Source organism: Bacillus sp. 103mf (assembly GCF_900116295.1).
GTDB classification, from domain to species: Bacteria; Bacillota; Bacilli; order Bacillales; family Bacillaceae_G; genus Bacillus_A; species Bacillus_A bruguierae.
Window position 1 is genome coordinate 682,563 of the sequence record NZ_FPAF01000001.1, and the last position, 25,458, is coordinate 708,020.

Annotated in this window: 29 protein-coding genes; 9 read left to right on the forward strand and 20 right to left on the reverse strand. The window is 36.1% G+C overall.

Annotated features, from left to right (window positions below; all coding sequences use genetic code 11):
* Positions 1-57: 57 nt before the first annotated feature.
* The 8 genes from BM350_RS03390 to spoIIM form a co-directional block, all read right to left on the reverse strand.
* On the reverse strand, positions 58-1,362 hold the full coding sequence (locus BM350_RS03390) for a pyrimidine-nucleoside phosphorylase (RefSeq protein WP_090914081.1): 1,305 nt from the start codon (positions 1,360-1,362) through the stop codon (positions 58-60).
* Between the two features lie 7 nt (positions 1,363-1,369).
* Positions 1,370-2,191, reverse strand: coding sequence for a purine-nucleoside phosphorylase (locus BM350_RS03395; protein ID WP_090914079.1), 822 nt, complete (start codon positions 2,189-2,191; stop codon positions 1,370-1,372).
* Between the two features lie 12 nt (positions 2,192-2,203).
* Positions 2,204-3,388: a phosphopentomutase gene (gene deoB, locus BM350_RS03400; protein WP_090914077.1), complete on the reverse strand. Its 1,185-nt coding sequence runs from the start codon at positions 3,386-3,388 to the stop codon at positions 2,204-2,206.
* Positions 3,389-4,080: 692 nt separating this feature from the next.
* A complete protein-coding gene (locus BM350_RS03405) occupies positions 4,081-4,824 on the reverse strand; it encodes a FixH family protein (protein ID WP_090914075.1) in 744 nt (247 codons plus the stop codon).
* 138 nt (positions 4,825-4,962) lie between these two features.
* Complete coding sequence (gene xerD / locus BM350_RS03410) at positions 4,963-5,853, reverse strand: site-specific tyrosine recombinase XerD (protein WP_090914073.1); 891 nt, start codon at positions 5,851-5,853, stop codon at positions 4,963-4,965.
* A 6-nt stretch (positions 5,854-5,859) separates the two neighbouring features.
* A complete protein-coding gene (locus BM350_RS03415) occupies positions 5,860-6,090 on the reverse strand; it encodes a YqzK family protein (RefSeq protein WP_090914463.1) in 231 nt (76 codons plus the stop codon).
* Between the two features lie 104 nt (positions 6,091-6,194).
* Positions 6,195-6,650, reverse strand: a complete 456-nt coding sequence (locus BM350_RS03420; RefSeq protein ID WP_035429393.1) for a ferric iron uptake transcriptional regulator — start codon at positions 6,648-6,650, stop codon at positions 6,195-6,197.
* 107 nt (positions 6,651-6,757) lie between these two features.
* Positions 6,758-7,408: a stage II sporulation protein M gene (gene spoIIM, locus BM350_RS03425; protein ID WP_090914071.1), complete on the reverse strand. Its 651-nt coding sequence runs from the start codon at positions 7,406-7,408 to the stop codon at positions 6,758-6,760.
* 124 nt (positions 7,409-7,532) lie between these two features.
* Between spoIIM and BM350_RS03430 the strand changes: the two genes are divergently transcribed.
* Complete coding sequence (locus BM350_RS03430; RefSeq protein ID WP_090914068.1) at positions 7,533-8,084, forward strand: GNAT family N-acetyltransferase; 552 nt, start codon at positions 7,533-7,535, stop codon at positions 8,082-8,084.
* A 59-nt stretch (positions 8,085-8,143) separates the two neighbouring features.
* Here BM350_RS03430 and BM350_RS03435 read toward each other — a convergent pair whose 3' ends face one another.
* Positions 8,144-8,683: an NUDIX hydrolase gene (locus BM350_RS03435; protein WP_090914066.1), complete on the reverse strand. Its 540-nt coding sequence runs from the start codon at positions 8,681-8,683 to the stop codon at positions 8,144-8,146.
* Positions 8,684-8,757: 74 nt separating this feature from the next.
* Here BM350_RS03435 and mciZ point away from each other — a divergent pair, with 74 nt between their 5' ends.
* Complete coding sequence (gene mciZ / locus BM350_RS03440) at positions 8,758-8,886, forward strand: Z-ring formation inhibitor MciZ (RefSeq protein WP_090914064.1); 129 nt, start codon at positions 8,758-8,760, stop codon at positions 8,884-8,886.
* 53 nt (positions 8,887-8,939) lie between these two features.
* Positions 8,940-9,854, forward strand: a complete 915-nt coding sequence (locus BM350_RS03445) for an aldo/keto reductase (RefSeq protein ID WP_090914061.1) — start codon at positions 8,940-8,942, stop codon at positions 9,852-9,854.
* 26 nt (positions 9,855-9,880) lie between these two features.
* Here the strand turns inward: BM350_RS03445 and BM350_RS03450 are convergent, their stop codons facing one another.
* On the reverse strand, positions 9,881-10,708 hold the full coding sequence (locus BM350_RS03450; protein WP_090914059.1) for an aldo/keto reductase: 828 nt from the start codon (positions 10,706-10,708) through the stop codon (positions 9,881-9,883).
* 567 nt (positions 10,709-11,275) lie between these two features.
* Complete coding sequence (locus tag BM350_RS03460; protein WP_170857642.1) at positions 11,276-11,818, reverse strand: DinB family protein; 543 nt, start codon at positions 11,816-11,818, stop codon at positions 11,276-11,278.
* Between the two features lie 210 nt (positions 11,819-12,028).
* Here BM350_RS03460 and BM350_RS03465 point away from each other — a divergent pair, with 210 nt between their 5' ends.
* Complete coding sequence (locus tag BM350_RS03465) at positions 12,029-12,994, forward strand: quinone oxidoreductase family protein (protein WP_090914055.1); 966 nt, start codon at positions 12,029-12,031, stop codon at positions 12,992-12,994.
* Between the two features lie 39 nt (positions 12,995-13,033).
* On the opposite strand, the gene BM350_RS03470 is transcribed toward BM350_RS03465, so the two are convergent.
* Both BM350_RS03470 and BM350_RS03475 read right to left on the reverse strand, forming a co-directional pair.
* Positions 13,034-13,549, reverse strand: coding sequence for a GrpB family protein (locus BM350_RS03470; protein ID WP_090914053.1), 516 nt, complete (start codon positions 13,547-13,549; stop codon positions 13,034-13,036).
* Positions 13,550-13,574: 25 nt separating this feature from the next.
* Positions 13,575-13,835: a DUF3886 domain-containing protein gene (locus BM350_RS03475; RefSeq protein WP_090914049.1), complete on the reverse strand. Its 261-nt coding sequence runs from the start codon at positions 13,833-13,835 to the stop codon at positions 13,575-13,577.
* 603 nt (positions 13,836-14,438) lie between these two features.
* On the opposite strand from BM350_RS03475, the gene BM350_RS03480 reads away from it, so the two are divergent.
* Positions 14,439-16,028: a bifunctional metallophosphatase/5'-nucleotidase gene (locus BM350_RS03480; protein WP_090914047.1), complete on the forward strand. Its 1,590-nt coding sequence runs from the start codon at positions 14,439-14,441 to the stop codon at positions 16,026-16,028.
* Between the two features lie 260 nt (positions 16,029-16,288).
* Here BM350_RS03480 and BM350_RS03485 read toward each other — a convergent pair whose 3' ends face one another.
* Positions 16,289-16,744: a ribbon-helix-helix domain-containing protein gene (locus BM350_RS03485; protein ID WP_244547932.1), complete on the reverse strand. Its 456-nt coding sequence runs from the start codon at positions 16,742-16,744 to the stop codon at positions 16,289-16,291.
* Positions 16,745-16,922: 178 nt separating this feature from the next.
* On the opposite strand from BM350_RS03485, the gene BM350_RS03490 reads away from it, so the two are divergent.
* Positions 16,923-17,924 carry an alpha/beta fold hydrolase gene (locus BM350_RS03490; RefSeq protein WP_090914043.1) on the forward strand — a complete coding sequence of 334 codons (1,002 nt, stop codon included), beginning with the start codon at positions 16,923-16,925 and terminating at the stop codon, positions 17,922-17,924.
* Between the two features lie 143 nt (positions 17,925-18,067).
* On the opposite strand, the gene BM350_RS03495 is transcribed toward BM350_RS03490, so the two are convergent.
* Together BM350_RS03495 and BM350_RS03500 are read right to left on the reverse strand one after the other, a co-directional pair.
* Complete coding sequence (locus BM350_RS03495) at positions 18,068-19,012, reverse strand: LacI family DNA-binding transcriptional regulator (RefSeq protein WP_090914041.1); 945 nt, start codon at positions 19,010-19,012, stop codon at positions 18,068-18,070.
* 113 nt (positions 19,013-19,125) lie between these two features.
* Positions 19,126-20,292, reverse strand: coding sequence for a cation:proton antiporter (locus BM350_RS03500; RefSeq protein ID WP_090914039.1), 1,167 nt, complete (start codon positions 20,290-20,292; stop codon positions 19,126-19,128).
* A gap of 350 nt (positions 20,293-20,642) precedes the next feature.
* Between BM350_RS03500 and BM350_RS03505 the strand changes: the two genes are divergently transcribed.
* Complete coding sequence (locus BM350_RS03505) at positions 20,643-21,566, forward strand: alpha/beta hydrolase (RefSeq protein WP_090914037.1); 924 nt, start codon at positions 20,643-20,645, stop codon at positions 21,564-21,566.
* Positions 21,567-21,574: 8 nt separating this feature from the next.
* Here the strand turns inward: BM350_RS03505 and BM350_RS03510 are convergent, their stop codons facing one another.
* Positions 21,575-22,033, reverse strand: a complete 459-nt coding sequence (locus BM350_RS03510) for a DUF4352 domain-containing protein (RefSeq protein WP_090914035.1) — start codon at positions 22,031-22,033, stop codon at positions 21,575-21,577.
* 423 nt (positions 22,034-22,456) lie between these two features.
* Between BM350_RS03510 and BM350_RS03520 the strand changes: the two genes are divergently transcribed.
* On the forward strand, positions 22,457-23,551 hold the full coding sequence (locus BM350_RS03520) for a serine hydrolase (protein WP_090914033.1): 1,095 nt from the start codon (positions 22,457-22,459) through the stop codon (positions 23,549-23,551).
* A gap of 430 nt (positions 23,552-23,981) precedes the next feature.
* Here the strand turns inward: BM350_RS03520 and BM350_RS03525 are convergent, their stop codons facing one another.
* Entirely contained in the window at positions 23,982-24,224 is a 243-nt protein-coding gene (locus tag BM350_RS03525) for a DUF2552 family protein (protein ID WP_090914031.1), read from the reverse strand.
* A gap of 143 nt (positions 24,225-24,367) precedes the next feature.
* Between BM350_RS03525 and BM350_RS03530 the strand changes: the two genes are divergently transcribed.
* On the forward strand, positions 24,368-24,571 hold the full coding sequence (locus tag BM350_RS03530) for a CDGSH iron-sulfur domain-containing protein (RefSeq protein ID WP_090914029.1): 204 nt from the start codon (positions 24,368-24,370) through the stop codon (positions 24,569-24,571).
* 34 nt (positions 24,572-24,605) lie between these two features.
* Here BM350_RS03530 and crcB read toward each other — a convergent pair whose 3' ends face one another.
* Together crcB and BM350_RS03540 are read right to left on the reverse strand one after the other, a co-directional pair.
* Positions 24,606-24,959 (reverse strand): fluoride efflux transporter CrcB, encoded by a 354-nt coding sequence (gene crcB, locus BM350_RS03535; protein WP_090914027.1) that lies wholly within the window; start codon positions 24,957-24,959, stop codon positions 24,606-24,608.
* Positions 24,956-25,360 (reverse strand): fluoride efflux transporter FluC, encoded by a 405-nt coding sequence (locus tag BM350_RS03540; RefSeq protein ID WP_090914025.1) that lies wholly within the window; start codon positions 25,358-25,360, stop codon positions 24,956-24,958. Before BM350_RS03540 ends, crcB begins: the two co-directional genes overlap by 4 nt.
* Positions 25,361-25,458 lie beyond the last annotated feature (98 nt).

The window sequence follows — 25,458 nt, forward strand, 5'->3', positions numbered from 1 at the left end:
GCTAAGGAGAAAACTCCTTAGCCTTTTTATCTCACAATTTGTGAACAAATTGTCACTTTATTTTTTTACGATGCCGTGTACTAACTTCGGTGCATCTACGTGCTCCGAAGACACTTTCATGTTTTCGTAAATTTTTTGTTTTACATCTTCTACATTTTCACGGTTTGCGTAAATCGTTACAAGTGATTCACCCTTCTTCACGCTATCGCCAACTTTTTTACGAAGCATTAGACCAACTGCTAAATCGATTTCAGATTCTTTCGTTGCTCGTCCTGCACCAAGAAGCATCGCTGCTGTACCAATTTCATCTGCTACAATTTCAGATACATAGCCATCTTCTTTTGCTTCTACTTCAATCATATATTGTGCTTGCGGAAGTTTCGCTGGATCATCAACAACAGATGCATCGCCGCCTTGTGCTGCTAAGAACGTTTTAAACGCTTCTAGTGCCTTGCCATTGTTCATCACTTCAATTAGCTTTTCACGTGCATCCTCTAAAGAAGAAGCTTGTCCAGCTAAGTAGACCATTTGACTTCCAAGTGTTAAACATAACTCTTCTAAATCTTTTGGTCCTTTTCCTTGCAATGTATCAATCGCTTCCTTCACTTCTAGAGCGTTACCGATTGCCTCACCAAGCGGCTGACTCATATCAGAGATAACAGCCATTGTTTTACGTCCAACATTGTTACCAATACGAACCATCGCTTCTGCTAATTGCTTCGCATCCTCATCCGTTTTCATAAATGCACCCGCACCTGTTTTTACATCAAGAACGATTGCATCCGCACCAGCTGCAATTTTTTTACTCATAATAGAGCTGGCAATTAACGGGATAGAGTTTACCGTTGCCGTCACGTCACGAAGTGCATATAACTTTTTGTCAGCAGGTGTTAAATTCCCGCTTTGCCCAATAACAGCAATTTTGTTTTCATTTACAAGACGAATAAATTCCTCGTTTTCAATTTCTACATGGAATCCTGGAACCGCTTCTAGTTTATCAATTGTACCACCTGTATGTCCAAGACCACGACCAGACATTTTCGCAACTGGTACACCTAAAGCAGCTACTAATGGACCTAATACAAGTGTAGTTGTATCACCAACACCACCTGTTGAATGCTTATCTACTTTTACGCCTTCAATTGCTGATAAATCAATTGTATCTCCACTATTTACCATTGCCATCGTTAAATCAGCACGTTCCTGCTCATTCATATCTTGGAAGAAAATTGCCATTGCAAGTGAACTCATTTGGTAATCTGGAATATCACCATTTGTGTACCCTTCAATGATAAAATTAATTTCTTCTGTCGTTAATGCTTTGCCATCACGCTTTTTCGCAATTAGGTCCACCATTCTCATTGTAAACTCATCCCTTCATTTGTTTTACAATTTCTTTTACAAGTGCTAAGAAGTTTGCTTTTACACGCTCTGTTGTTTCAATTACTTCCTCATGATTAAGCGGCTGATCTAAAATACCCGCTGCCATATTTGAAATACAAGAAATACCAAGTACTTTCATACCAGCATGACGCGCTACAATAACTTCTGGTACAGTTGACATTCCAACTGCATCGCCGCCAACTGTACGGATCATACGAATTTCTGCAGGTGTTTCGTATACAGGACCTGTCATCCCAGCGTATACGCCTTCTTGTACTTTAATATTTAAATCAGCTGCAACTTGTTTCGCCATTGCACGAAGATCTTTACTATACGATTCAGACATATCAGGGAAACGTACACCCATTTCAGAATCATTTGGTCCGATTAATGGATTGTAGCCCATGAAATTAATGTGATCTGAAATTAGCATTAAATCGCCTGGCTCATATGATGTATTTACACCACCAGCTGCGTTAGTAACAACAACTGTTTCTACACCTAATTCTTTCATAACACGAACTGGGAATGTTACTTTTTGCATATCGTATCCTTCATAGTAATGGAAACGACCTTGCATTGCTACAACTGTCACTCCTTGAAGTGTACCGAATACTAATTGACCAGCATGACCTTCAACTGTAGATACAGGAAACTCAGGAATTTCATTATAAGGTACAGCTACTGCATTTTCGATTTCATCAGCTAATACACCTAAACCTGAACCAAGGATTAGTCCTACTGTTGGTGTTTCTTGAAATTTACCTTTTAAATATGATGCAGATTTTGAAATTAATTCACGATTCATTTTATATTCCTCCTATTTACCTAGCTCGTTTAAGAAGCTTTTTCCGTATTTTGGCATTGTTACATTAAAGTTTTCTGCAACTGTTGCACCGATATCAGCAAATGTTTGACGAAGTGGCAATTCTTGTCCACCATTTTTCATACTTGGGCTATACGCTAATAATGGTACATATTCACGCGTATGGTCTGTACCGTAGTGAATTGGGTCATTACCATGGTCAGCTGTGATAAGTAATAAGTCGTCTTCTTTTAACTTCTCAAGTACTTCAGGAAGACGTGCATCATATTCTTGCAGTGCTTCTCCATAGCCTTGAGGATCACGGCGATGACCGAATAATGCATCAAAGTCAACAAGATTTACAAAGCTTAAACCTGTAAAGTCCATATTCACTGTATCTGCAAGCTTATCCATACCATCCATGTTGGATTTTGTACGAAGTGACTCTGTTACGCCTTCTCCATCATAAATATCAGAGATTTTACCGATTGCAATTACATCATAATTGGAATCTTTTAATTCGTTCATAACTGTACGACCAAATGGTTTTAAAGCGTAGTCATGACGGTTCGGTGTACGTGTAAAGTTTCCTGGCTCCCCAACGAATGGACGAGCAATAACACGACCAACCATATATTTTTCATCGAGTGTTAACTCACGTGCAATTTTACAAATGTTATACAATTCTTCAAGTGGTACAACTTCTTCATGAGCAGCAATTTGCAGTACGCTATCAGCAGATGTATACACAATTAATGCACCTGTTTCCATATGCTCCTGTCCAAGCTCATCTAGAATTCCTGTTCCAGAAGCTGGTTTATTCCCAATGATTTTACGCCCTGTTCTCGCTTCTAGCTCGTCCAGCAATTCTTTTGGGAATCCTTCTGGGAACACTTGGAATGGCGTGTCAATGTAGAGACCCATAATTTCCCAGTGTCCTGTCATTGTATCTTTACCCATAGATTTTTCTTGCATTCTTGTATAATATGCAAGCGGCTTCTCTACTTTTGAAATCCCTTTCATTTCACGGATATTACCAAGACCTAAATTCATCATGTTTGGCATCTGTAATCCATTCATATGCTCTGCAATATGACCTAATGTGTCAGACCCTTTATCACCATATTTCTCAGCATCTGGTGCTTCTCCAATTCCTACGGAGTCCATTACGATAAGGAAAATACGTTTATATTTGCTCACAACTGTAACCTCCTATATATGCTACTAATGTAGTATGTTCAAATTGCTGTAAAAACTTCCTTCTTCTTCTAAGTCAGATGTCAGACATCTCCCACAGCTATCATAACATGTTCACGCTTTCTTTTTAAGGAATTTTTATCACATTTCATATTTTCTACACATTTTCATTGTAATCTATTCTGCACAGAAGTGCTAATAAAACCAATATATAAATCCATTTTGATTTTTTAACATATCAGTCGCTGCTATGCAGAACAACACGTGATCTGCATTCGTTTTCTCTCTTTGTTTTAATTCTTGCATGTGGCAGGAAAAGGTCCTGACCGCTTCTATGCATGGCCAGATCCTCTCGCCCACCGAAAAAGAAAGACTTTTCTTATTTTTTAATTGGCATATATATTAATAATAGTAACTGCTCAGCCATACATTTCATTTGGAAGTTTGGTAAGGAGTATAATTCCAGCGAAAATACGCTAACCTATAATTGCTGCCATGAAGATAAAAATGGACCTACACCTCGCTGCCTTTCTTTGTTTTAAAACTTTGCGCGTGGCAGGAAAAGGCACTGACCGCTACTATACATAGCCAGTCCCTCTCGACCATTTAAAAAAATGCTTTTCTATCGTTTTTTCATAGAGTGACTGAATAGTTACCAATAATAAATAAAAACAGCTCTCTCAAAGAGCTGTTCCTTATTTCACTTCAACCGTTTCTTCTTTATGATCATGAAGATCACCTTTTCGTACATGAACCTTCACTTTATATGTGCCTGCTTCTTTAAATGTATGAGCGCTTGTATATTCACCTTTGTTACCTTCTTTTGCTGGAACAAACTCGTGCTTATCTGCACCATCTTTCCAAATTTCAAGTTGAACTTCCGCACCAGTTAATGTTTCTTCTTTTTGTTTTAAGTGTACTTTCATTGTAGATTCTGTATTTGCTTTTACACCATCTGCCATAAGATGAATCATTGTCTCACTTTTATGATCACCATGACCTGCCCCATGACTATCATGAGCTTTCTTTTCTTCTGTTACTTTTGCATTTCCAACAGCTACTTTTACTTCTGGCATCACATGCATATCACGTGCATTTGTATGTGCAATAATATGATAAACACCGTCAGATGGGAATGTTTTATCGATTGTATAAACGCCGTTTCCTTTATGCTTCGCATTTACCATTTCTTTTTTCTCTTCGCCATCTTTCCAAATTTCAAATTTCACATCATCTGCATCTGTTACTTTTTCTTTCCCTTGTGTAACAATTGCTTGAACTTCCACTTTTTCATTTGGCTTGATTGTTTCAGGATTTGTTTTTACTTCTACTTTTACTTCTTCAAGCGGCTTATCCTTTTTCGCTTTCTCGTCTGATTTCGTATTACAACCAGCTAATGCTAGTATAGTGATAAATAATGTAATTAAAAGTTTCTTCATTATAACTTCCTCCTTCGTCCTATATAGTATAGAGGAAATATACGTTCATATTCTAGCCTTCTGCTGAAAACAATGTACGAAATGTTTGTGAAGTTTTTGTGAAGTTTTTTCACCATAATAGCAAAAGGACATGAAAATTCATGCCCTTGGATGGAACTGGTTATATACATCTTTTAATCTAGTTTTTGAAACATGCGTATAAATTTGCGTTGTTGAAATATCAGCATGACCAAGCATCTCTTGTACCGCCCTTAAATCCGCCCCATTCTCTAATAAATGCGTTGCAAAAGAATGACGTAACGTATGCGGTGTAAGTTCTTTTTGAATATTTGCTTCTTTTGCAAGTCTCTTTAAAATTTTCCAAAACCCTTGGCGAGATAAACGATTTCCATGATGATTTAAAAAGAGTGCTTCAGCGGTCTTCTTTCCTAACAGTTCCGGTCTTCCTTTTTCAATATAATGTTGGATCGCTTCGGCCGCTAAGCTGCCAAGAGGGATAATTCTCTCTTTATTTCCCTTTCCAATGCAACGAACAAAACCCATCGTTAAATGTACATCAGCTAAGTTTAATTCAATTAATTCAGAAACACGTAATCCTGTTGCATATAATAACTCCAGCATAGCCTTATCACGAATTCCGAAGGCACTTGTTCCTTTTGGCGTTTGTAATAACGCTTCTACCTCATCAATGGATAACACTTTCGGTAATTTACGCTCAGCTTGAGGCGTTTCAATATGTACAGATGGGTCATGTTCTACAACACGTTCACGTAATAAAAATTGATGAAACGATCGTACAGATGCAATGTGACGCGCCATCGTTTTCGAAGATTTATCATTCTCTTTTAGATGGTGTAAAAAATTAACAATATGCATGCGTGTCACATCATGAAAAGATGTAATCTCCTCTACTTTTTGTAAATACTTCATATAACTTTTTAGATCACGTTCATATGATACAACTGTATTTTTAGCTAATCCTTTTTCAACAACCATATAATGAATAAAGTCTTGTAATTGATCTTCCAATCTTCTCTACTCCCCATTTTCATAGAAAAAAATCATTCTGTTTACGAAAGCATCTTTCGCAGGTTCTTCTGTTCCGGATACTTTTTCTACCATTTCTTCTTTCGGTTTTTCATAACGATGGTAACTTTCATATTCTTCATTTATCCATAGTATAGCGAAATAAAACAAAATGGTACAACTGGTAAACAATAAAAATACTTTCATACCATCAAAAATAATTTTCATTGCTCGGCGCATTGTAAATTCCTCCAAAATATATGTTATTACAACATATGCCAAGCTTTTCATCATTTATACCTAATTATGAACAAAAAACCTCTTCCTAATTAAATAGGAAAAGGTTAATTTTCTTCTGTTAATTTTTCTTGACAATTTTCACAAATACCGTGAAACGTTAAACGATGGTCTTTTACTTTAAAGCGCCACTCTTGTTCTACTCTTTTTTCTACTTCGCCAAGTAAATCTTCTTGAATTTCTTCTACTGCACCGCACTCCGTACAAATTAAATGATGATGAAAACGTGATGCTCCTTCTTGGCGTAAGTCATAGCGCGAAACACCGTCACCGAAATTAATCTTGTCGACAATCTTTAACTCGGATAATAATTCCAAAGTCCGATAGACGGTTGCAAGTCCGATCTCTGGCGACTTTTCTTTTACAAGGAGGTAAACATCTTCTGCGCTTAAATGGTCTTCTTCATTTTCTAGCAGCACGCGAACCGTAGCTTCACGTTGTGGTGTTAATTTATAACTCGCTGCATGTAACTGCTTCTTAATTCGATCAATTCTTTCTTCCATTCGGTACTACTCCCTCCCTCGCCACTCTTACCCCATTATATCAGAAGAAGGGCAACTGTCAAAAGAAAAATAATCAAAATTACTTGATAGTAATTCTCAAAGTATAATTACTTTTTATTAATAGTATCCATGACTTGTTTCATAAAATTTGGCGATAAATATGCCTCAATTCCCGAAGAAGCCGCTAACACCGCACCGATAATAAGAAAAAAGCAAGTGTAGCGCATAAAAAGTGGTAACAATGGCTCATTTACTTTGCGAATAAATTGATGACGAATCATACGCAGCGAAAAACTAGCTGCAATCGTCGTCATAATAAGAAACGTTGGTATGATAATTAAATTTTGGGGAAGTACAGCTACAAATGCTAATAATAAGCCGTTCCATCCAAGTTGACTTACTAAAAAACCTACTGTAAATCCAACAACGACTCCTTTTAAAAATAATAAAATAAAAATAAGTGGTAAACCAATGATGGAAATACCTAAAATCCAAATAAAGCCAATGTATTTCAGTTGCGATAAGTAACTTTCTCGAAACATCTCACCCGCATTTGCAAATTGCCCTTTGGAAACTTGTCCAAAAAAACGACTCAAATAAAAGTACAAATCTTGCTTTTGACTTACTTGTAAACTATTCACAAGAATTGCTCCAAAAATAACTCCCATTAATAAAAGGACAGCTACAAATACATATAATGAAGCGTGTTCTTGTACATGATATGTTACACGATCTTGCCAAGATGATTTCCTTAGCATATTATGTCCCTCCGTTCTTCCTCTTACTAGAATGTATGAGAGAAAGAAAAAAGTATGACGAATTAGCATTGAAATTCCACGTCACTTTGCTAAACTTAAAAGAAGAGAATAGGAGGGATTTCGTTTGAAACAACTATTATTAGATTTTCCAACATTATTTCAAACTGAGCGCTTACAAGTGCGGAAACCATTCCCAGGTGATGGGGCGGAAGTTTACGAAGCAATTCAATCTTCTTTAGAAGACTTACAGCCATGGATGGCTATTACACATGAAACTGAAGAAAGTGCAGAGTCAGCAGTTAGAGAAGCACATGGAAAGTTTTTACTTCGTGAAACATTACCGTTTCATCTATACGATAAAACATCGGGTACTTTCATCGGTGCACTCACTCTTCACCCAGAAAATTGGGATATTCCAAAGTTTTCGATTAACTTTTGGCTTCATAGCTCTTATACAAAACAAGGATATATGACAGAAGCATTAAAAGGAGCTGTTCAATTCGCTTTCGATAAACTTGGAGCAAAACGTCTTGAAATTCGCTGTGATGCGAATAATACAAATGCACGATTAGTTGCAGAACGCCTAGAATTTATTCTAGAAGGTACGCTCGAAAATGATTTCCTTGCTCCTGATGGTAGTTTATGTGATACGTGTGTATATGCAAAAATACAATAAAATGAGTATCTAGTCATTTTTACATTCTAAAAAAATAAACACTTGCATGAAGCGAGTGTTTATTTTTTTAATTGTAAATATTGAATTGCAAACATTGTCTTTGCATCATGGATACGTTGTTCTTTTATTAGTTGCAGCGCTTCTTCTAATGATACTTCCATTAACTCGACGAACTCATCCTCATCAAGATCCGCTTTGTTTTCCTTCTTCTTCAATCCAGTCGCTTCATATACGTACACAATTTCATCTGCAAACCCCGGTGAAGTGTAGAATGACGTAATGAGCTCCATGTTCTCACATATGTACCCTGTTTCCTCTTCTAATTCACGAATTGCTGTTACTTCAGGTTTTTCCCCCTGCTCCAACTTTCCAGCAGGAATTTCTACAAGCGCTTTTTCCATCGCTTTACGGTACTGTTCAACTAACACAATTTTCTCATCATCTGTAATTGCAATAATTGCTACCGCACCAGGATGCTTCACAATTTCACGTTTACTTGTCTCACCATTTGGCAATACTACTTCATCAACACGAACTTTAATTACTCTTCCATCAAAAATAGGCTCAGTCGCAACCGTTCTTTCTTCAAGATTACTCACAAGACTTCATCTCCCTGTTCTATTTCCTAGTCTTTCTTCATACATTCTATCACATCGAAAGGAGCGAAACGAAAATGAAAGTGTATATTTTACCAAATCGAGTAACGTTAGTCGGAAAAGCTTGGGAAATTCGTCATACGCTAAAACAATATGAACAACGTTATAAAACTGTTCATAACTGGATTACAAATACACAAAAGTAAAGTGTTTGTGTAACTCCTTACGCTTTCGTACAATAAAAGTAAGGAGGAGAATTATGAAAACACGTCAATTGGGAAATTCAGATTTATATGTAAGTGAAATTGGACTTGGATGCATGTCACTTGGAACAAATGAAACAGAGGCCATTCAAATCATTCATGAAGCGTTAGATTTAGGCATTAATTTTTTGGATACAGCTGATTTATACAATTACGGATTAAATGAAGAGTTTGTTGGAAAAGCACTGCAAGGAAAACGAGAGCAAGTTGTCCTTGCCACAAAAGTTGGGAACCGTTGGACAGAAGAAAAAAATGGTTGGTCCTGGGATCCTTCTAAGACATATATAAAAGAAGAAGTAAAAGAAAGCCTACGCCGATTAAAAACGGATTATATCGATTTATATCAGCTGCACGGCGGAACAATTGAAGATAATGTAGACGAAGTCATTGAAACATTTGAAGAACTAAAACAAGAAGGATTCATTCGTCATTACGGTATTTCTTCCATCCGTCCTAATGTCATTCGCCAATATGCAGAGCGCTCTAATATTGTAAGTGTTTTAATGGAATATAACATGTTCAATCGCCGCCCTGAAGAATGGCTTCCGCTCTTACAGGAACACCGTATTAGTGTAATTGCCCGCGGCCCACTTGCAAAAGGCTTATTAACGAATAACAATGAGCAAAAGTTAGCTAAAGTGAAAGAAAAAGGCTATCTCTCTTACAACTTTAATGAAGTAAAACACGCTGTATCTCGTATAAAAGAAATAACTGATGAGCGCTCTCTAACAGAAACCGCGCTCCAATATTGCCTGCATACTTCAGCAATTGCAGCTCTTATTCCAGGCGCTAGCTCAATTGACCAATTACGCGAAAATGTAAAAGCAGGTACTACACATGCATTGACAGACGAGCAATATAAACACATTCAAGCACTCTTGAAATTGGATACATATGAATCTCATCGTTGAAAAAGCTACCGAAAATCGGTAGCTTTTTACATCGTATCATATTTCTCTGGATTGGTTCCTGAACGCTTATTACAATCTAATTGATCAATTTGGTGCACTTCTTCTTCTGTTAATGAAAAATCAAAAATATGAAAATTTTCTGCAATGCGAGATGGTGTAACAGATTTCGGAATTGTTACAATGCCGCTTTGAATATCCCAGCGCAAAATAATTTGAGCAGGTGTTTTTCCATATTTCTTAGCAATTTCTTGAATAATAGGATGTTCAAACACCTCTCCGCCTCGCATAAGCGGACTCCATGCTTCCATTTGAATTTGTTCTTGCTGACAAAAATTACGAAGCTCAAATTGTGCTAACATTGGATGGAGCTCGACTTGATTCACCATCGGCTTAATGTGACAGTTTGCTAATAAATGTTTTAAATGATGAATATGAAAGTTTGACACACCAATCGCACGCACTTTACCTTCTTCATACAATTTTTCAAGCGCACGATATGTATCTACATACTTCCCACGTATCGGCCAATGAATTAAATATAAATCAACATAATCCATCTGTAATTTCTTTAAACTTGTATCGAAAGCTTTCAGCGTCGTTTCATATCCTTGTTCATCGTTCCATACTTTCGTTGTAATAAACAACTCTTCGCGAGCAATTCCAAATTCACGAATCGCTTCTCCGACACCGCTTTCATTTTCATAAATGGCAGCTGTATCAATAGAACGATATCCGATCTCAAGAGCAGTCTGCACTGCTCGTTTTACTTCCTCTCCTTCTTTCGCTTTATATACGCCTAAACCGAGCATTGGCATTTTCACGCCGTTATGAAGTGTTGTTGTTGGGATATACATAAAAAAATCCTCCTTTCCTTCATTTCAACAAGAAAGAAATAAAAAGTCAAAAGAAAAGCGATTTGTTCACAAAATTTTGTTATGTTAAAAATTAGAAGGAGATATATAAATTGAAAAACGGCATAAAAACCCTCTTTCTTTTTAGGGAGGCGAGAGCATCTGGCCATGCATAGAAGCGGTCATGACCTTTTTCTGCCACATGCGAGGTTAAAAAAAAGAGAAAAAACAAGTGCAAGTTCCTTTTTGTTCTGCATGGCAGTGGCTTATACAGAAAAGCGGAAGCGGCTCGCTCAGAACAAGAGGGGGATGGAGCTTCTGACATAGAGGCGCTTTTTGCCTCGGCGGAAGACGCGAAGCCACCGACTGTTCTAGCCGCTGGAGCTGGATCATAAAGAAAGGTGGAGCCGACAGGACTAGGAGGCAGAGCTAGACAAAGATGTTGAAAAATTAAAATGAATTTATATAGATGTTACTTTGATCAAATATGTACTAACAACCGTTGATAAATTGATAAACTTTAAGAGCATGTTTTGAACGTTAGCAGAATAACATGTCGCATCACTTATTTTAGTAGACTTCTTTTTTTATCGTTATTTCCTTCTCTTCTTTATACCATTTGCGAAGTTGATTAATGTGAGCCTGGTGATATCTATTATGATCTGCTATATGCCAAATGCCCCATCGGATAGTTGCAGTTGCTCCATTCTCATAATCAACTATTTTATTCAATTGTTTGTCAGTTAACTGAAAGCAAATAGACTTAAACATGTTAAATATCTCATCATAATCAGAAAGAATCCTTTCTAAAGAAACTCCATAAATCAATGGGATTTCATTGTTTTTATCTAACATAGGTCCGTACTTATCTTCAAGAAGTTCCGGTACTGGCTCACCCTTAATTCTAAAAACCCAGTTAAGGTCTACATATGCCAAATGCCTTATTAATTGTGCTGTACTGTTATATTTCTGATTTGGCCCCTTATAATCTAATTCCTCCTGTGACATATCTGCAACAATAGATATTAATCGCTTATAATTACCATCTACAGCAGAATAAAGCATACCTACAATGGGCTCCATTTTGGATTCACCTTTTAAATCTAAAATCATTAATCTCCACCTCACTCAAAATTAAATGAAAGCTTTCATCCTACGATAATACAATTCAACTTTGTTTCAAACCACCCCCAGAGCACCTGGCCATACCTAGAAGCGATTCGCCCCTTTCCCATTTTTTCCAAAACGTAACCCCTTGCTTTCCTCATCCTTTTATCTTACAGTGTAAGCGTAAAACAAAATACACAAAGTAGAGGAAAAAAGATGAAAGCTCTTATATTTAACACATTTGGAGAACCAGAAGTATTACAATATAAAGAAATCCCTAATCCTGTTATCGGACCTAATGAAATTCTTGTAAAAATGAAAGCAATTGGCTTAAATTTTGCCGATGTTTATAGAAGAAAAGGTAATTATCACCTTGCTGGTAAACCACCATATATTTTAGGGTACGAAGGTGCTGGAATTGTAGAAATGGTCGGAAATAATGTTACGACAATAAAGCAAGGAGACTCTATCGCATTTGCAGATGTTCCTTATGCAAATGCAGAACTTGTAGCAGTTCCAGTAGAGAAAGCAATTCCACTTCCTCATCATATTTCACATGAAACTGCTGCTTCTATTTTACTACAAGGTTTAACAGCTCACTATTTAACTCGCGATAGCTATGCGGTAAAAGAAGGAGATATTGTACTCGTACACGCTGCTGCCGGTGGTGTTGGGCAACTTCTTGTACAAATTATAAAGTTATTAGGTGGCAAAGTGATTGCACTTACTTCTTCTATTCAAAAAGCAAAAACTGCTGAAGCAGTTGGTGCAGACTGGACCTTTTTGTATGAGGATGATTGGAAACAGAAAATCATGCATACGACTAACGGAAAAGGTGTAGATGTCGTATATGAATCTGTTGGTTCTACGTTGACGGATAGCTTTGAAGCAACACGCATTGGAGGAACCGTTGTTTTTTACGGAATGGCAGGAGGCGATCCAGCGCCTGTAGACCCGCGCATGCTTATGGATACATCTAAGACGCTAACTGGTGGGGATTTATGGAATGTACTCACTTCTCAGAAAGAACGCGCTATTCGTTCTAACGAGCTATTCACGTGGATTCAACAAGGAAAGATTAAGTTATCTAAACCAACTACATTTCCATTAAGTGAAGGTGCAAAAGCACACCATCATTTAGAAAGTAGAAAAAGCACAGGGAAAATTTTATTACTTCCGTAAAACAATGATAAAAATAACGTGCCACATCTATATGGCACGTTATTTGTTCTTCATCCACTCTATAGCTCTTTGCTCCCTCTCACGAACAAATGCATCTTTTCCTTCAATATATCGCTCGATATCATATGTAAATTGTTTCGCAAGCTCTTGCTTTAACGTTGCATATGCTTCTGCCTCTTCACAATGCTCCATCATATAATCACGAAAAGAGAGATGACGTATAATTTCTTGGTTACCTGTTTCATATACATGTAAATGATAGCTTCGCTTTTCTTCTGTACCGTGTATGTAGAAACGCCGTCCCGAAATACCATTTTCACCTTTTGATGTATAACCGAGTTTTTGGAAGATATCATTCCAACTCTCCACTTTGTCAATATTCGTAACTTCCATAATCATATCAATAATCGGTTTTGCCGCTAATCCTGGCACAGATGTACTGCCAATATGATGAACTTTCACATGTTCTGGCATTGCTTCCTTTAAACGTTTCGCTTCTTTCTGAAACTTTTCTGCCCAATGATTTTCATAGGGTACTACTTCCACTTTTCTCATGCCCATCCCCCCTTATACTCGTTTCTTACTTAAAGTCTTTCCATGACAAACTACTTTCACTTAATAATTCTTCAAATGATTTATTTTTTTCACGTTCACGCTGCTCTTTACGCTTTCTCTCTAACTCAATTTCTTTTTTCTGCTCTTCTTGCTCTTTTAATACTTTCTGTTTACTTTTTAGCTGCTTCATTAGAGCCTCGTTCAATTGATCCCCAATTGTTATTGTTTCCTTTTCCATCTTCATTGCTGTTTGGTTCTGCGTACGCTTTTGTTTTTTCTTTGCCATAATTAAATCACCTTTTACTTTTTTCTTTATTATAGTAGAAATTGTGAATTAGCAGCAACCAAAAGGACAGTTTCGCTATTTTGCTACACAAATCCTAGCTTTCTCTATATACAAGCGAGGTGAAAAACGACATAAAAACCTCTTTTCGTTTTAGGAGGGGCGAGACCATCTAAAACGAAAAGGGGTTTATGTCAGATTTTCAATTTGGATTTATATATATAAATCCAAATTGACTTTCCAACACACAAGTCGCCGCTATGCTGAACAAAAAATAACCTGCCACTTTCTTTCTCTCTTTGTTTGAACTTCGCGCGTGGAAGAAAAAGGCCCTGGCCGCTCCTACGCATGGCCAGATGCTCTCGACCATCTAAAAAGAAAAAGGGTTTATGTCAGGTTTTTAATTTGGATTTATATATATTGAACACTCCAAATAGGTTTATAGAGTTAACCGCTTTCAATTAATTATTTATTTTCTATATAAAAATAAAAGTTTTTTTTGTGAATTCTTTTAAAATAGCAATTTTTTTATAGATTGTTTTCTCGTAATCTATTAAAATTGTGTCGTATGATGTCAGATTTATATAAAAGGGGAGAAACAAAAACATGTGGAAAAAAATTATACCTGCAGTTGCTGTTTTAAGCACAGTTACATTCTCAAGCGTCTTTGCAGCACCACCAACTTCTACACCAGCACAAGAAAATCGTTACATTGATGTTCAAATGCTGGGCATTAATGACTTCCACGGTCAATTAAACACAGTAACAAAAATAAACAATAAGGATGCGGGTGGTGTCGATTACTTAGCTACATATTTGCGTGATCGCGAAAAGCAAAACCCAAATACATTACTTGTTCATGCCGGAGATGTAGTTGGAGGAAGTCCACCAATTTCTGCTTTATTACAAGATGAGCCAACAATTGAGATCCTCAATGATCTTGGCTTTGATGTTGGTACACTTGGAAACCATGAATTTGATGAAGGTATAAATGAAATGCGTCGCCTTATTTACGGTGGGTATCACGAGAAAACAGGAAACTTTAAAGGCGCTCAGTTCCCTTACGTTGCAGCTAACGTCTATAATAAGACAACAGGACGCTTATTCTTACCACCATTTACAGTTAAAATGGTACAAGGTGTTCCAGTCGGTTTTATTGGTGTTGTCACAACAGAAACGCCAAACGTCGTTATGCCAAAAATGATTGAAAATGTACAGTTCACAGATGAAGTAGAAGCAATTAACAAATCTGCCGAGCAATTAAAACGATTAGGCGTAAAATCAATTGTTGTACTAGCACACAATCCTGGTACAACAGATGATAAAGGAATTACAGATGGGGATCTCATTCGCTTAGCTCAAAATACCGATTCAGAAGTCGATGTCATTTTTGGCGGGCATAACCACGCATATGTAAATGGCACTGTAAATGGGAAACTTCTTGTACAAGCCTATTCATACGGTGCTGCTTTCGCAGATGTTGATTTAAAAATTGACAAGAAAACAAAAGATATTGTAGAGAAAAAGGCTGAAATTGTTCCAACATTCCGCGACGGCATACAACCAGATTCACAAATTCAGAAAAAAGTCGAACAGTATAAAGAAAAAGTTGCTCCTCTTGTAAATGAAGTTGTCGGCAAATCTGCAACTGCTTTAGACAGAAAACAATCACCTGCTGGAGAATCAACGCTCGGTAACTTAATTGCTGATGCACAGCGCAGTGCGATGAATGGACAAATTGCCCTTATGAATCCTGGCGGCATTCGCAACGATTTAGACGCAGGAGATATTACGTGGGGAGAATTATATGGCATTCAACCTTTTGGCAATCAATTAATAAAGTCAACATTGACTGGAAAAGATATTCGTGACATTTTAAATCAGCAGTGGCAAAAAGATAAAACACGTATGCTCCAAATTTCTGGCATCACATATAAATGGGATGATAATAAAGCAGTTGGTGAAAAAGTCGTTGATGTACGCCTATCAAACGGTGAATCCCTCGTTGATTCACAAACATATACTGTCGTGGCAAATGCCTTTTTAGCTTCTGGCGGGGACGGTTTTGTTTCATTTAGAAATGGAAAAAATGCAGAGGCAGGCCCGAATGATTTAGATGTACTAGTAAATTATGTGAAACAAGCAAAATCACCAATTGAAGCAAAAATTGATGGTCGTATTCAAAAAATAAATTAGTCATTATAAAATACAGATTTAGAGTCTTTTTCAAACCTTATTACCTATAATATATAAATTTTTAAAAAGCGACATAAAAACCCCTTTCTTTTTAGGGAGGACGAGAGCATCTGGCCGTGCATAGAAGCGGTCAGGACCTTTTCTTGCCACATGCGAGGTTTAAAACAAAGGGAACATGCATTCTGTATAGCAGCAACTCATATGTCGAAAAATGAAAATGGATTTATATAGTGGAATAAAAGCGGGAAATCCCGCTTTTATTATTTTTCACGATATCTTTTTAAATATTCTTCCAGCGCAATTTCAACAATTTTTGACTTGTGCACACCATTTCTAACAGAAAAACAATCTAACTGTTCTAATATTTGCTTTGAAAGAGAAAACGTACGTTTTTTTTTCTCTCCTTGTTGGATAGAAGTAATACACATTCCATACTCCTGTTTTTGCAACAACTTATAAATATTTTGCAATTGCTCATAAATGAGACGTTGATAATCTATTTTTTCCTGTTGTATGCTCACAGCTTCTTTTAATTGTAAATGACGAGGCTCTGCTCCCTTCCCAACAAACATCCTTTTTTTCTGTTCATTATCATATTCATATCCGAGCAATCGTAATTTTTTTGATAGTGTATATGGACTCATTTCTAGTCGTTTCGCAACAATTGCTATCGGTTCATGATTATTTAAACGATCAATAATTTCACCAATCTCCACCTCCTCCCTCCTCTCCCTTAAACATAACGTGAAACTTCTATCTTTAAGCATCTTACTGCTCATTCGTGCGGGATAAAGTTATTATGTTATGATACAATGATTTCTTATTAGTATATTTAGTATATGATGAAAAAAACGACACCGTTCACTATATTGCGCTCAAAAGGAGGTCTCTCTCATGTTCAGTCGCAGCAGCACTCCCTCTTTTTACGATAAAAATAAGCAATTGATTTCAAATAGCATTGCTACAATTGAAAATGTTCTTATAAACAATCGCAAACAATCGTTGCTCATTCGTGGGCAAGATCTCAAACAACCGCTTTTATTATGTTTACACGGTGGACCAGGAATGGCTCATATTGGCTTTACACGCCATTTCCAAGAAGAACTTGAGAAACATTTTATTGTTGTCAACTGGGATCAACGCGGAGCAGGAAAATCCTTTTCATGGAGAGATTTCAAAGAACCGCTAACAATTGAGCAATTTATTTTGGATACACATAAACTAATTGACTATCTTCTAAACAAGTTTCAAAAAAAGAAGTTATTTCTTGTTGGGCATTCCTGGGGGAGTATCATTGGATTATCTGCTGCACGGCAATCTCCCCAATCCATCGAAGCCTATATTGGAGTTGGTCAAATTGTGCATATGAAACAAAACGAGAAATTACTTTTTGAACATTTAATTCAATCCGCAAAACAGCACGGACATGACCAGGCACTCGCTTCTTTAAAAAAACTTGGAAAACCACCATTTCTAGATAAAAAACGATTACTTATTCAAAGGAAATGGCTTGGTATCTTTGGGGGTGCTATTCAAAATGGGACATTTTTTTCGTTCATTCGAAAAGGATTTTCTTCATCTGAATACTCATGGATAGATTGGATAAAATTTTTTAGTGGAAATATAAAATCCGGAGAATTATGGAGAGAAATGTTAACAATTGATTTCTTTTCACAAATTCCAAGCGTCTCGTTTCCTGTCTATTTTTGCTCTGGACGCTATGACTATCAAACACCTTATGCACTTGTACAACAATATTGCGATGTTCTGAACGCGCCTATCAAAAAAATGATTTGGTTTCCTAACTCAGCCCATTCTCCACACTTTGAAGAACATGAACGTTTTGCGGAAACGTTACTCGAAATTAAACAAGAACACTTCTTACTGCACCCTTGAATACTTCGACTTTTTCTATATTTTATAAAAAGGATTGTGCACTGCATGAAGCATGTTTCTTGTTCAAAGTGAAACTTCTATCAATCGAACTCTTACTGCCTACAAGTAGCGAAATAGAAAAGGTGCGTGTTCTCACGCCCTTTTCATTTGGTTGATTCTCTCTCAATTAGAATGAAATCTAACTTCTCTATATCTTGGTTATATTCCGCTTTTTTTATTTTTGCGATTAATTTATGAATAGCAACTTTCCCTATACTTGTTATCGGCTGCACAATTGTCGTTAAAGACGGCGTAGACCACTCTCCTTGCACAGTTCCGTTCAAACCAATAACCTGTAAACGTTCTGGAATGGAGATATGTAATTTTTGCGCAGCACGGATAAAACCAATTCCGACGGTATCACTACAAGTAACGATTCCATCTATATATGGATGTTTTCTCAATACCTCTGCAGCTATTTGTTCTAAATCTGTCTCTCTTCTATGCGTTTCTATCACTCGATAAGATATCTTTTTCTTCCACACCGCGTCTAAAAAACCAGTGAAATGTTCTTCTATCGCTTCATTACTTGGTTCTTCATGAATATAAGCAAGAAAGTGACATCCTTTCTCTTCTAGAAACGAAACAGCTCGCATTGCTCCATTATAGTACTGCGAAGCCATTTCCTCGATTGAATCTACAATTACAAATGGAACTGATACTCTTTCTTTTTGTAATCCTTCATATACATCACGTGTCATAAGAATACCAGCGATATTATTTTGTTCCAATATATCCATGTAACCACGCTTACGTTTCACATTACATATCACGATTTGATACCCTTCTTTATAAGCTTCTTCTTCAATAACCGTAAGAAAGGATAAGGATGCTGGGTCTTGTAAGTCAGATACAAGTAAAGCAATCATGGTGGAAGACTTTTTAAATAAAGCTTTGGCTACCGCATTTGGTTTATATTGCAACTCCTCAATTGCACTCTTCACTTGTTTTACCGTATCTTCATGGACATATCCTTTTTCATTTAACACTCGTGAAACTGTCGCGACTGAAACTCCTGCCAACTTTGCAACATCACGTATCGTTGCCACATCTTCACCCCTCAGTATGGAAATGGTTTACAATTTTAACGTAAAACAAATTGACCACCACGTCAAGGTTATTGTTTTATATTTCTGAAAATTGTTACATAAAAAAGAAGTGCTTACAGAGCACTTCTTTCCTCTTTCAATTGTTTGTCTTTTATCGCAAATGTTTTCTTCAACATTGGTGGTGTAATCATCGTTGTCAAAATAACAACAATAACGATTGCTGTAAAATAATCTTTTGCTAATAATCCTGACGTAAGACCTTGCCCAGCAATAATTAGTGCTACTTCACCACGCGAAATCATTCCAGAACCAATGATTGTAGAAGACTGTAAATTAAAGCCCGTCATCCGCGCTCCAAGACCACAACCAATTAATTTTGTTAACACAGCAATTACTGTTAAAATGGCAATAAACCAAATTTGATCTCCAATTCCTGCAAACGTAATATTCATCCCAATACTTACAAAGAAAATAGGAACAAACATTGCATATGCAATTGGTTCAACTTTCTTCTCAACTTCATGTTTATAATCTGTTTGAGAGATAGCAATCCCTGCCGCAAACGCTCCGATAATTCCCGCTATTCCTAATAATTCTCCGAAATAAGCAAAAGAAAAACAAATAATAAGGGCTGCGCTAATAATAGATTCTGAAACGCGAAGCGGAGAAAGCCAGCGCATAATCATCGGAACGCCTTTCCATCCGATTAAGATTATAGCTGCAAAGAAAACAACCTTTTTCAAAATAACCATTGTTAAATTCACATCATCTGCACCTAAGAAGCTCATTGCAAATGCAAGTAAAATAACAACAAGGATATCATCAAACACAGCGGCGCCAAGCATTGTTGTACTTTCGCGCGTTTTCATTTTCCCTAAATCTCGAAGCGTTTGCACAGAGATGCTAACGCTAGTTGCACAAAGAAGTAAGCCTAAAAATACTGCATTTGCTTGCTCCATTCCCATAATAAGACCAGCAACATAGCCGCCTAGAAACGGCAAAATAATTCCACCAACTGCTACTGCGAAAGAAGAATTGCGATTTTCATTCAGTTCCTTTAAGTCCGTTTCTAATCCAGCCATAAACATGAGGAGAATAACCCCAACCTCACTTAACTGCTTTAGTAAATCCGTATTATCAATTAATCCTAGTACCGCTGGACCAATTATAATACCAACAATAAGCTTACCAAGTACAGATGGTTGCCCTAATCTGACACTTAAGTCACCTGCAAGTTTTGTACTTAGCAAAATTACTGCTAATTGAAAGAAAAATATCATTTCATCTCTCCTTTTCCTATTTTACTCATTTGAATAATTATATATGATTTATACTAGTCTGTGAAATTATCAAATCCATACCTTTACGTAATTATTATGTGTATTTTTTCCCAATAATTTCTTGTTATAAAAAAACTTCCTATTTATAAAACATAGATATTTTTCTTAGTCAAATCCCTTATTAATCTTACAAAAAAATTTTTCAAACTTAACTTTAAGTAAGATTATATCTCTATCATAGTCAATATTTCCCCTTTATATTGTGAATTCCTACCATCCTTGCTGCTCTCACCTTTTCATATGGTTATGATACAATGTAATTATCATATGTACTATATGGAGGATAGAATATGAAAGCGTTTTGGACAGCATTACTATCGATAATCGGTACTCTTATTGGAATTGGCATGTTCTTTACGAATAAAGTCATGTATTTAAAGAAAAAAACAGAAGAAGAAATTTTAGAACGTGAAACAAAGCAACATTTTCGCTTGGAGGATTTTGAAGCTCTACAGAAAGAAGAAGTATACCTCTCTTCTCAATTTGGTTATAACATCCATGGTTACTATATTCCTGTTAGCCATTCAAATAAGTTCATGATTTTTTGTCACGGCGTCACCGTCAACAAAATAAATTCTATTAAGTATGCAAATTTATTTTTAAACAGAGGATTCAACGTGTTTATTTATGATCATCGCCGCCACGGCCAAACAGGCGGCAAAACAACAAGTTATGGTTATTACGAAAAACACGATTTAAAAACGGTAGTGGATTGGCTCAAACAACGATTCGGTTCAAATATTACACTTGGTATTCATGGTGAATCTATGGGAGCAGCAACGCTCCTGCAATATGCAGGTATGGTTGAGGACGGTGCTGATTTTTACATTGCTGACTGTCCGTTCTCTGATTTTTACGAACAGCTTCATCACCGTTTAAAAGTTGAGTTTCATTTACCAAAATGGCCACTTTTACCAATGGCCAATGCATTTTTAAAAGTACGTGATGGTTATACGATTCGGGAAGTTTCGCCAATTGAATGTGTGAAAAACATTAAAAATCCTGTATTATTCATCCACAGTAAAGATGATGATTACATTTTATGCAATATGACGCAATCATTGTATGAAGCAAAAGAAGGAGCAAAAGAACTCTTTATTGCCGAAAAAGGCGCTCATGCTTGTTCGTATGCAGAAAATAAAGAAGAATATGAAGCTGCAGTTGATCAATTTTTAACAGCATATGTAAACGAAACAAAAAACAGGCTCGCATAAGCCTGTTTTTATTTTAAGGAAATAACAATCGGTTTATCTTTAGCAAAAGAAGGAGCAAATAATAATTCAGATGCCATCTCTTCTTTAGGTATTTCAAATATAATGCTCGATTGCAATGAATCGTATGATTTTAGCTTTCTATCATGCAATACACTTGTATTCCTTTTCGTTTGAACAACTCCATATATTTTTCCCGTTTCCGAAATAACATTAAACTGAGAAGGCTTAACAATAATACTTTTGTTTCTACTGTTCTTTAAAGAAAAGTTTACAACAAGAAGCGTGTAATTATTTTTTGCAGTCCATACATCATAATGCGGTACACGATTTACATTTTTTATAACAAAATCTATTTGATGATCGGATAAAATACCTTTTACACTTGATTTATTAGCCTGCTCTTCCCTATTGCATCCAGCTATGCAAAAAGAAATAATAACACTTATTATGACCATTCGTTTCCACAACAACTTCCACCTTCTTTGCTGTTTCTATCGATTGTATGTTGCACACATTGGATGTTTTTATGCATTAGGAATTAAATCCATGGTACTGGTACAAATTTTATCCCGCATTAACGGGCAGTAAGACCCCCACCTCAAGATTGAGAGAGAAGCGAAGAAGATAGGTGGGGGTCTTACTGCCCGTAAAAGCCCGATTGGTTCAACTAACCATCAGTGGGGGATGAAAAAAACCTCCACTGATGGAAGTTTCACTTTATTTGTACCAATAATTACTTCAGCTTTACTCGTCATTCGAGGTGTTTGGATATGTAAAATTTCATTCCAGAAAAACAAAATTGGTAACTCGTGTAATAAAAGGTAATTTTATGATATAATTATATTACAAAAGTTTACAAAATAATTAGACAGACAGAAGGAGAAGTTGAGTTGAAACTCATTAAAAGACTAGGAATTATATTACTAATCATTTTCATTTTCTTTATTGTACATAAACAAAAAGAAAATTATGACCCTGTTATGGAGTATTTAAAGACACATAAGACAGATAAAAATGTATCTTTTATTCTACAAAGAAACGGAAAAGATCTAGTTAATATACATTCTGATGAGGTAATCCCTTTAGCAAGCATGATGAAACTAATGATTGCTGTAGAATTTGCTAAACAATCTGCAGAAGGAACAATTAAAGCTGATCAACAAATTCCTTTAAATGATTTAGAAGCTTATTATGTGAAAGATACAGATGGCTCTGCTCATCCAGATTGGATTCATTATTTAAAAGAAAAAAACCTTATTCAAAATAATCAAGTAACGTTAGAACAAGTTGCAAAAGGGATGTTGCAGTTTAGTTCTAATGCAAATGCCGATTATTTAATAGACAAATTAGGTCTTGAAAACATTAATCAAACGATAAAAAATTTACAATTGCCTCACCATCAAGAAATATATCCCCTTGTATCTGGTTTATACGTTGCTGGCAATTTAAAAAAAGAAGAGAACTTAACCGAAGGCGAAACCTTTAAAAAACTGAAAGCTATGTCACAACAAGAATTTTCTAGGGAATCTATTAAGATTCACCAATGGATGAAAAATCCTACTGAATTTAAACAGCTTAATATTCCATTACTTGGCGATATGAAATTTCAAAGAATTTGGTCGGATAATTTACCAGCCGCATCTGCAAAAGACTATCTGCTATTGATGGAACGACTGAATCGTAAAGACTATTTTCCACAGAACGTGCAAAAAGAGTTAGACAAGATTGTCGAATCATTTATGGAGGACCCTAATAGCAAGGAATGGTTAATACATGCAGGGCAAAAAGGTGGTTCAACAGCATTTCTATTGACAAACTCCTTTTATGCAAAAGATAAAGATGGAAATATGACAGAAATAGTGTTCATGTTTAATAACTTAACTGAAACTGATTATGTGAACCTGCATGAACATTACTATGAATTTCTATTAAAAATTTTGAATGACTCAAAATTTAGGGACCACTTTGTTAAAAATTTAAATTAATTACCAGATATACCTTATCGCTATCAATTTAACGTAACTATATAAATACAAATTAAAAAACCTTTCCCTTTTAGATGGGTAAGGGGATCTGGCCATGCATAGAAGCGATCAGTTCCTTTTCCTGCCACGTACACAGGTTAAAATAAAAGAAGAAAGCAATTGCAGGTCATGTTTTGCAGAGCAGAGACTGATATGTCGAAAAACTAAAATGTATTTATATAGTTACTCTCAAAATAATAAAAACACACTATATTACTATGACAATATAATTTCAAACGATCCTTTCTGTTTACTCAGGTCGTCTTTGCTGGCTATGAAATCCCCCACATGATTACATACAAAAAGGCTAATTCATCTCCAAATGAATTAGCCTTTTTCTTATCTCAACCAACAGCACAAATTTTATTACATTCACAATGGCGAGCTTGTATTACGCCAATACATCTGTAACTTGATCCATATTTTCAGAAATCCACTTTACTGCTTCATCAAGTGATGGAAACTCTGTTGTTTGAAATGTCACTTCATCTTGTAATAACCATACATCCTTCACTTCTTGTTGCACACCAGCAATTGACCAATGAAGTAAGCTGTACGGATGATTATCATTTAAAAACGATACCCACGTTCGCTCTGTTGCAATGTTTTGTAATGTACGTAATTGTTTGTTCATATTTATGTTCACCTTAATATATTTTTAGTATATGACTTATTATATCATTTCTATTTTCTCACAAAAAGCATTGTTTCTAAACATTGTCAAGTCATTCTAGTAAGTATATGATAAACATATGCGTTTGGTAAGGAGGTGTAACAATGGGGAAAGTACAAATTAAAGTAAATGATAATGGTTCGTTCCGCATTACAGGGGATGTGGAACTAATCGATGCAGAAGGAAATATATTTCCAGCAAAGCCGGCATTTTCACTATGCCGTTGCGGGTTATCCAAAAATATGCCGTATTGCGATGGTTCACATAAAGGAAAATTTGAATCTGTTGTACGTGCACCGAAGGAATAAAAAAACACGCGCACAAGAAAATGTGCGCGTGTTTTTACATCCTTCCCATATAAAATCCAGCAAAAGCACTGGCAATACCTATTACATAACTCATAACAAAATATAGTAATGCTTTCTGCCCTTCTCGTTTATGTATAAATTGTACCATTTCAAGTTGGTATGTCGAAAACGTCGTAAATGCTCCCATAAATCCTGTGCCGCATAACAATAGCCACATTTTAGCTACTCCAGCACCGTATAATATACCGAGTAAAAACGAACCAATTATATTTATAAAAAATGTTCCATACGGAAAAGAATCCCCATATTTTTCTTTCGCTATCGTACTAATAAAAAAACGGCCAATTGCACCGAAAAAGCCACCGATACTGACAAGTAAAATATTCATACGTTTCCTTCTTTCCTCACACCGCGTTCATATAGCATATTCCCAACATAAAATCCGCCAAAAGAGAAAAGCAATCCCCCTATCATACTCGCACTCACATATAAAAAAGCCACCCTGAACGCTTCATGCTGCAATAGCTTCAGCGTGTCCACACTAAACGTTGAAAACGTTGTATATGAACCAATTATCCCTGTACCAATAGCACTTATCATAAGCGGCGAAACTTGTTTCATCCGAAAGATAGACATCGTTAAAAATGCTAATAAAAAACTGCCACTCATATTAGCTAACCATGTTGCGAATGGAAAACCAGTAAAAGATGTTGTTTCAAAAAGCAATCCTACTCCATAGCGAGCTAAAGCTCCAATAACACCGCCTACTCCTACAGCAATATATTTCATACTTTCACCTCATTTTAGACGCTATATAAAATTTTTCGTAACTACTCAGCCATACATTTCATTTAGAAGTTTGGTAAGGAGTATAATTCCAGCGAAAA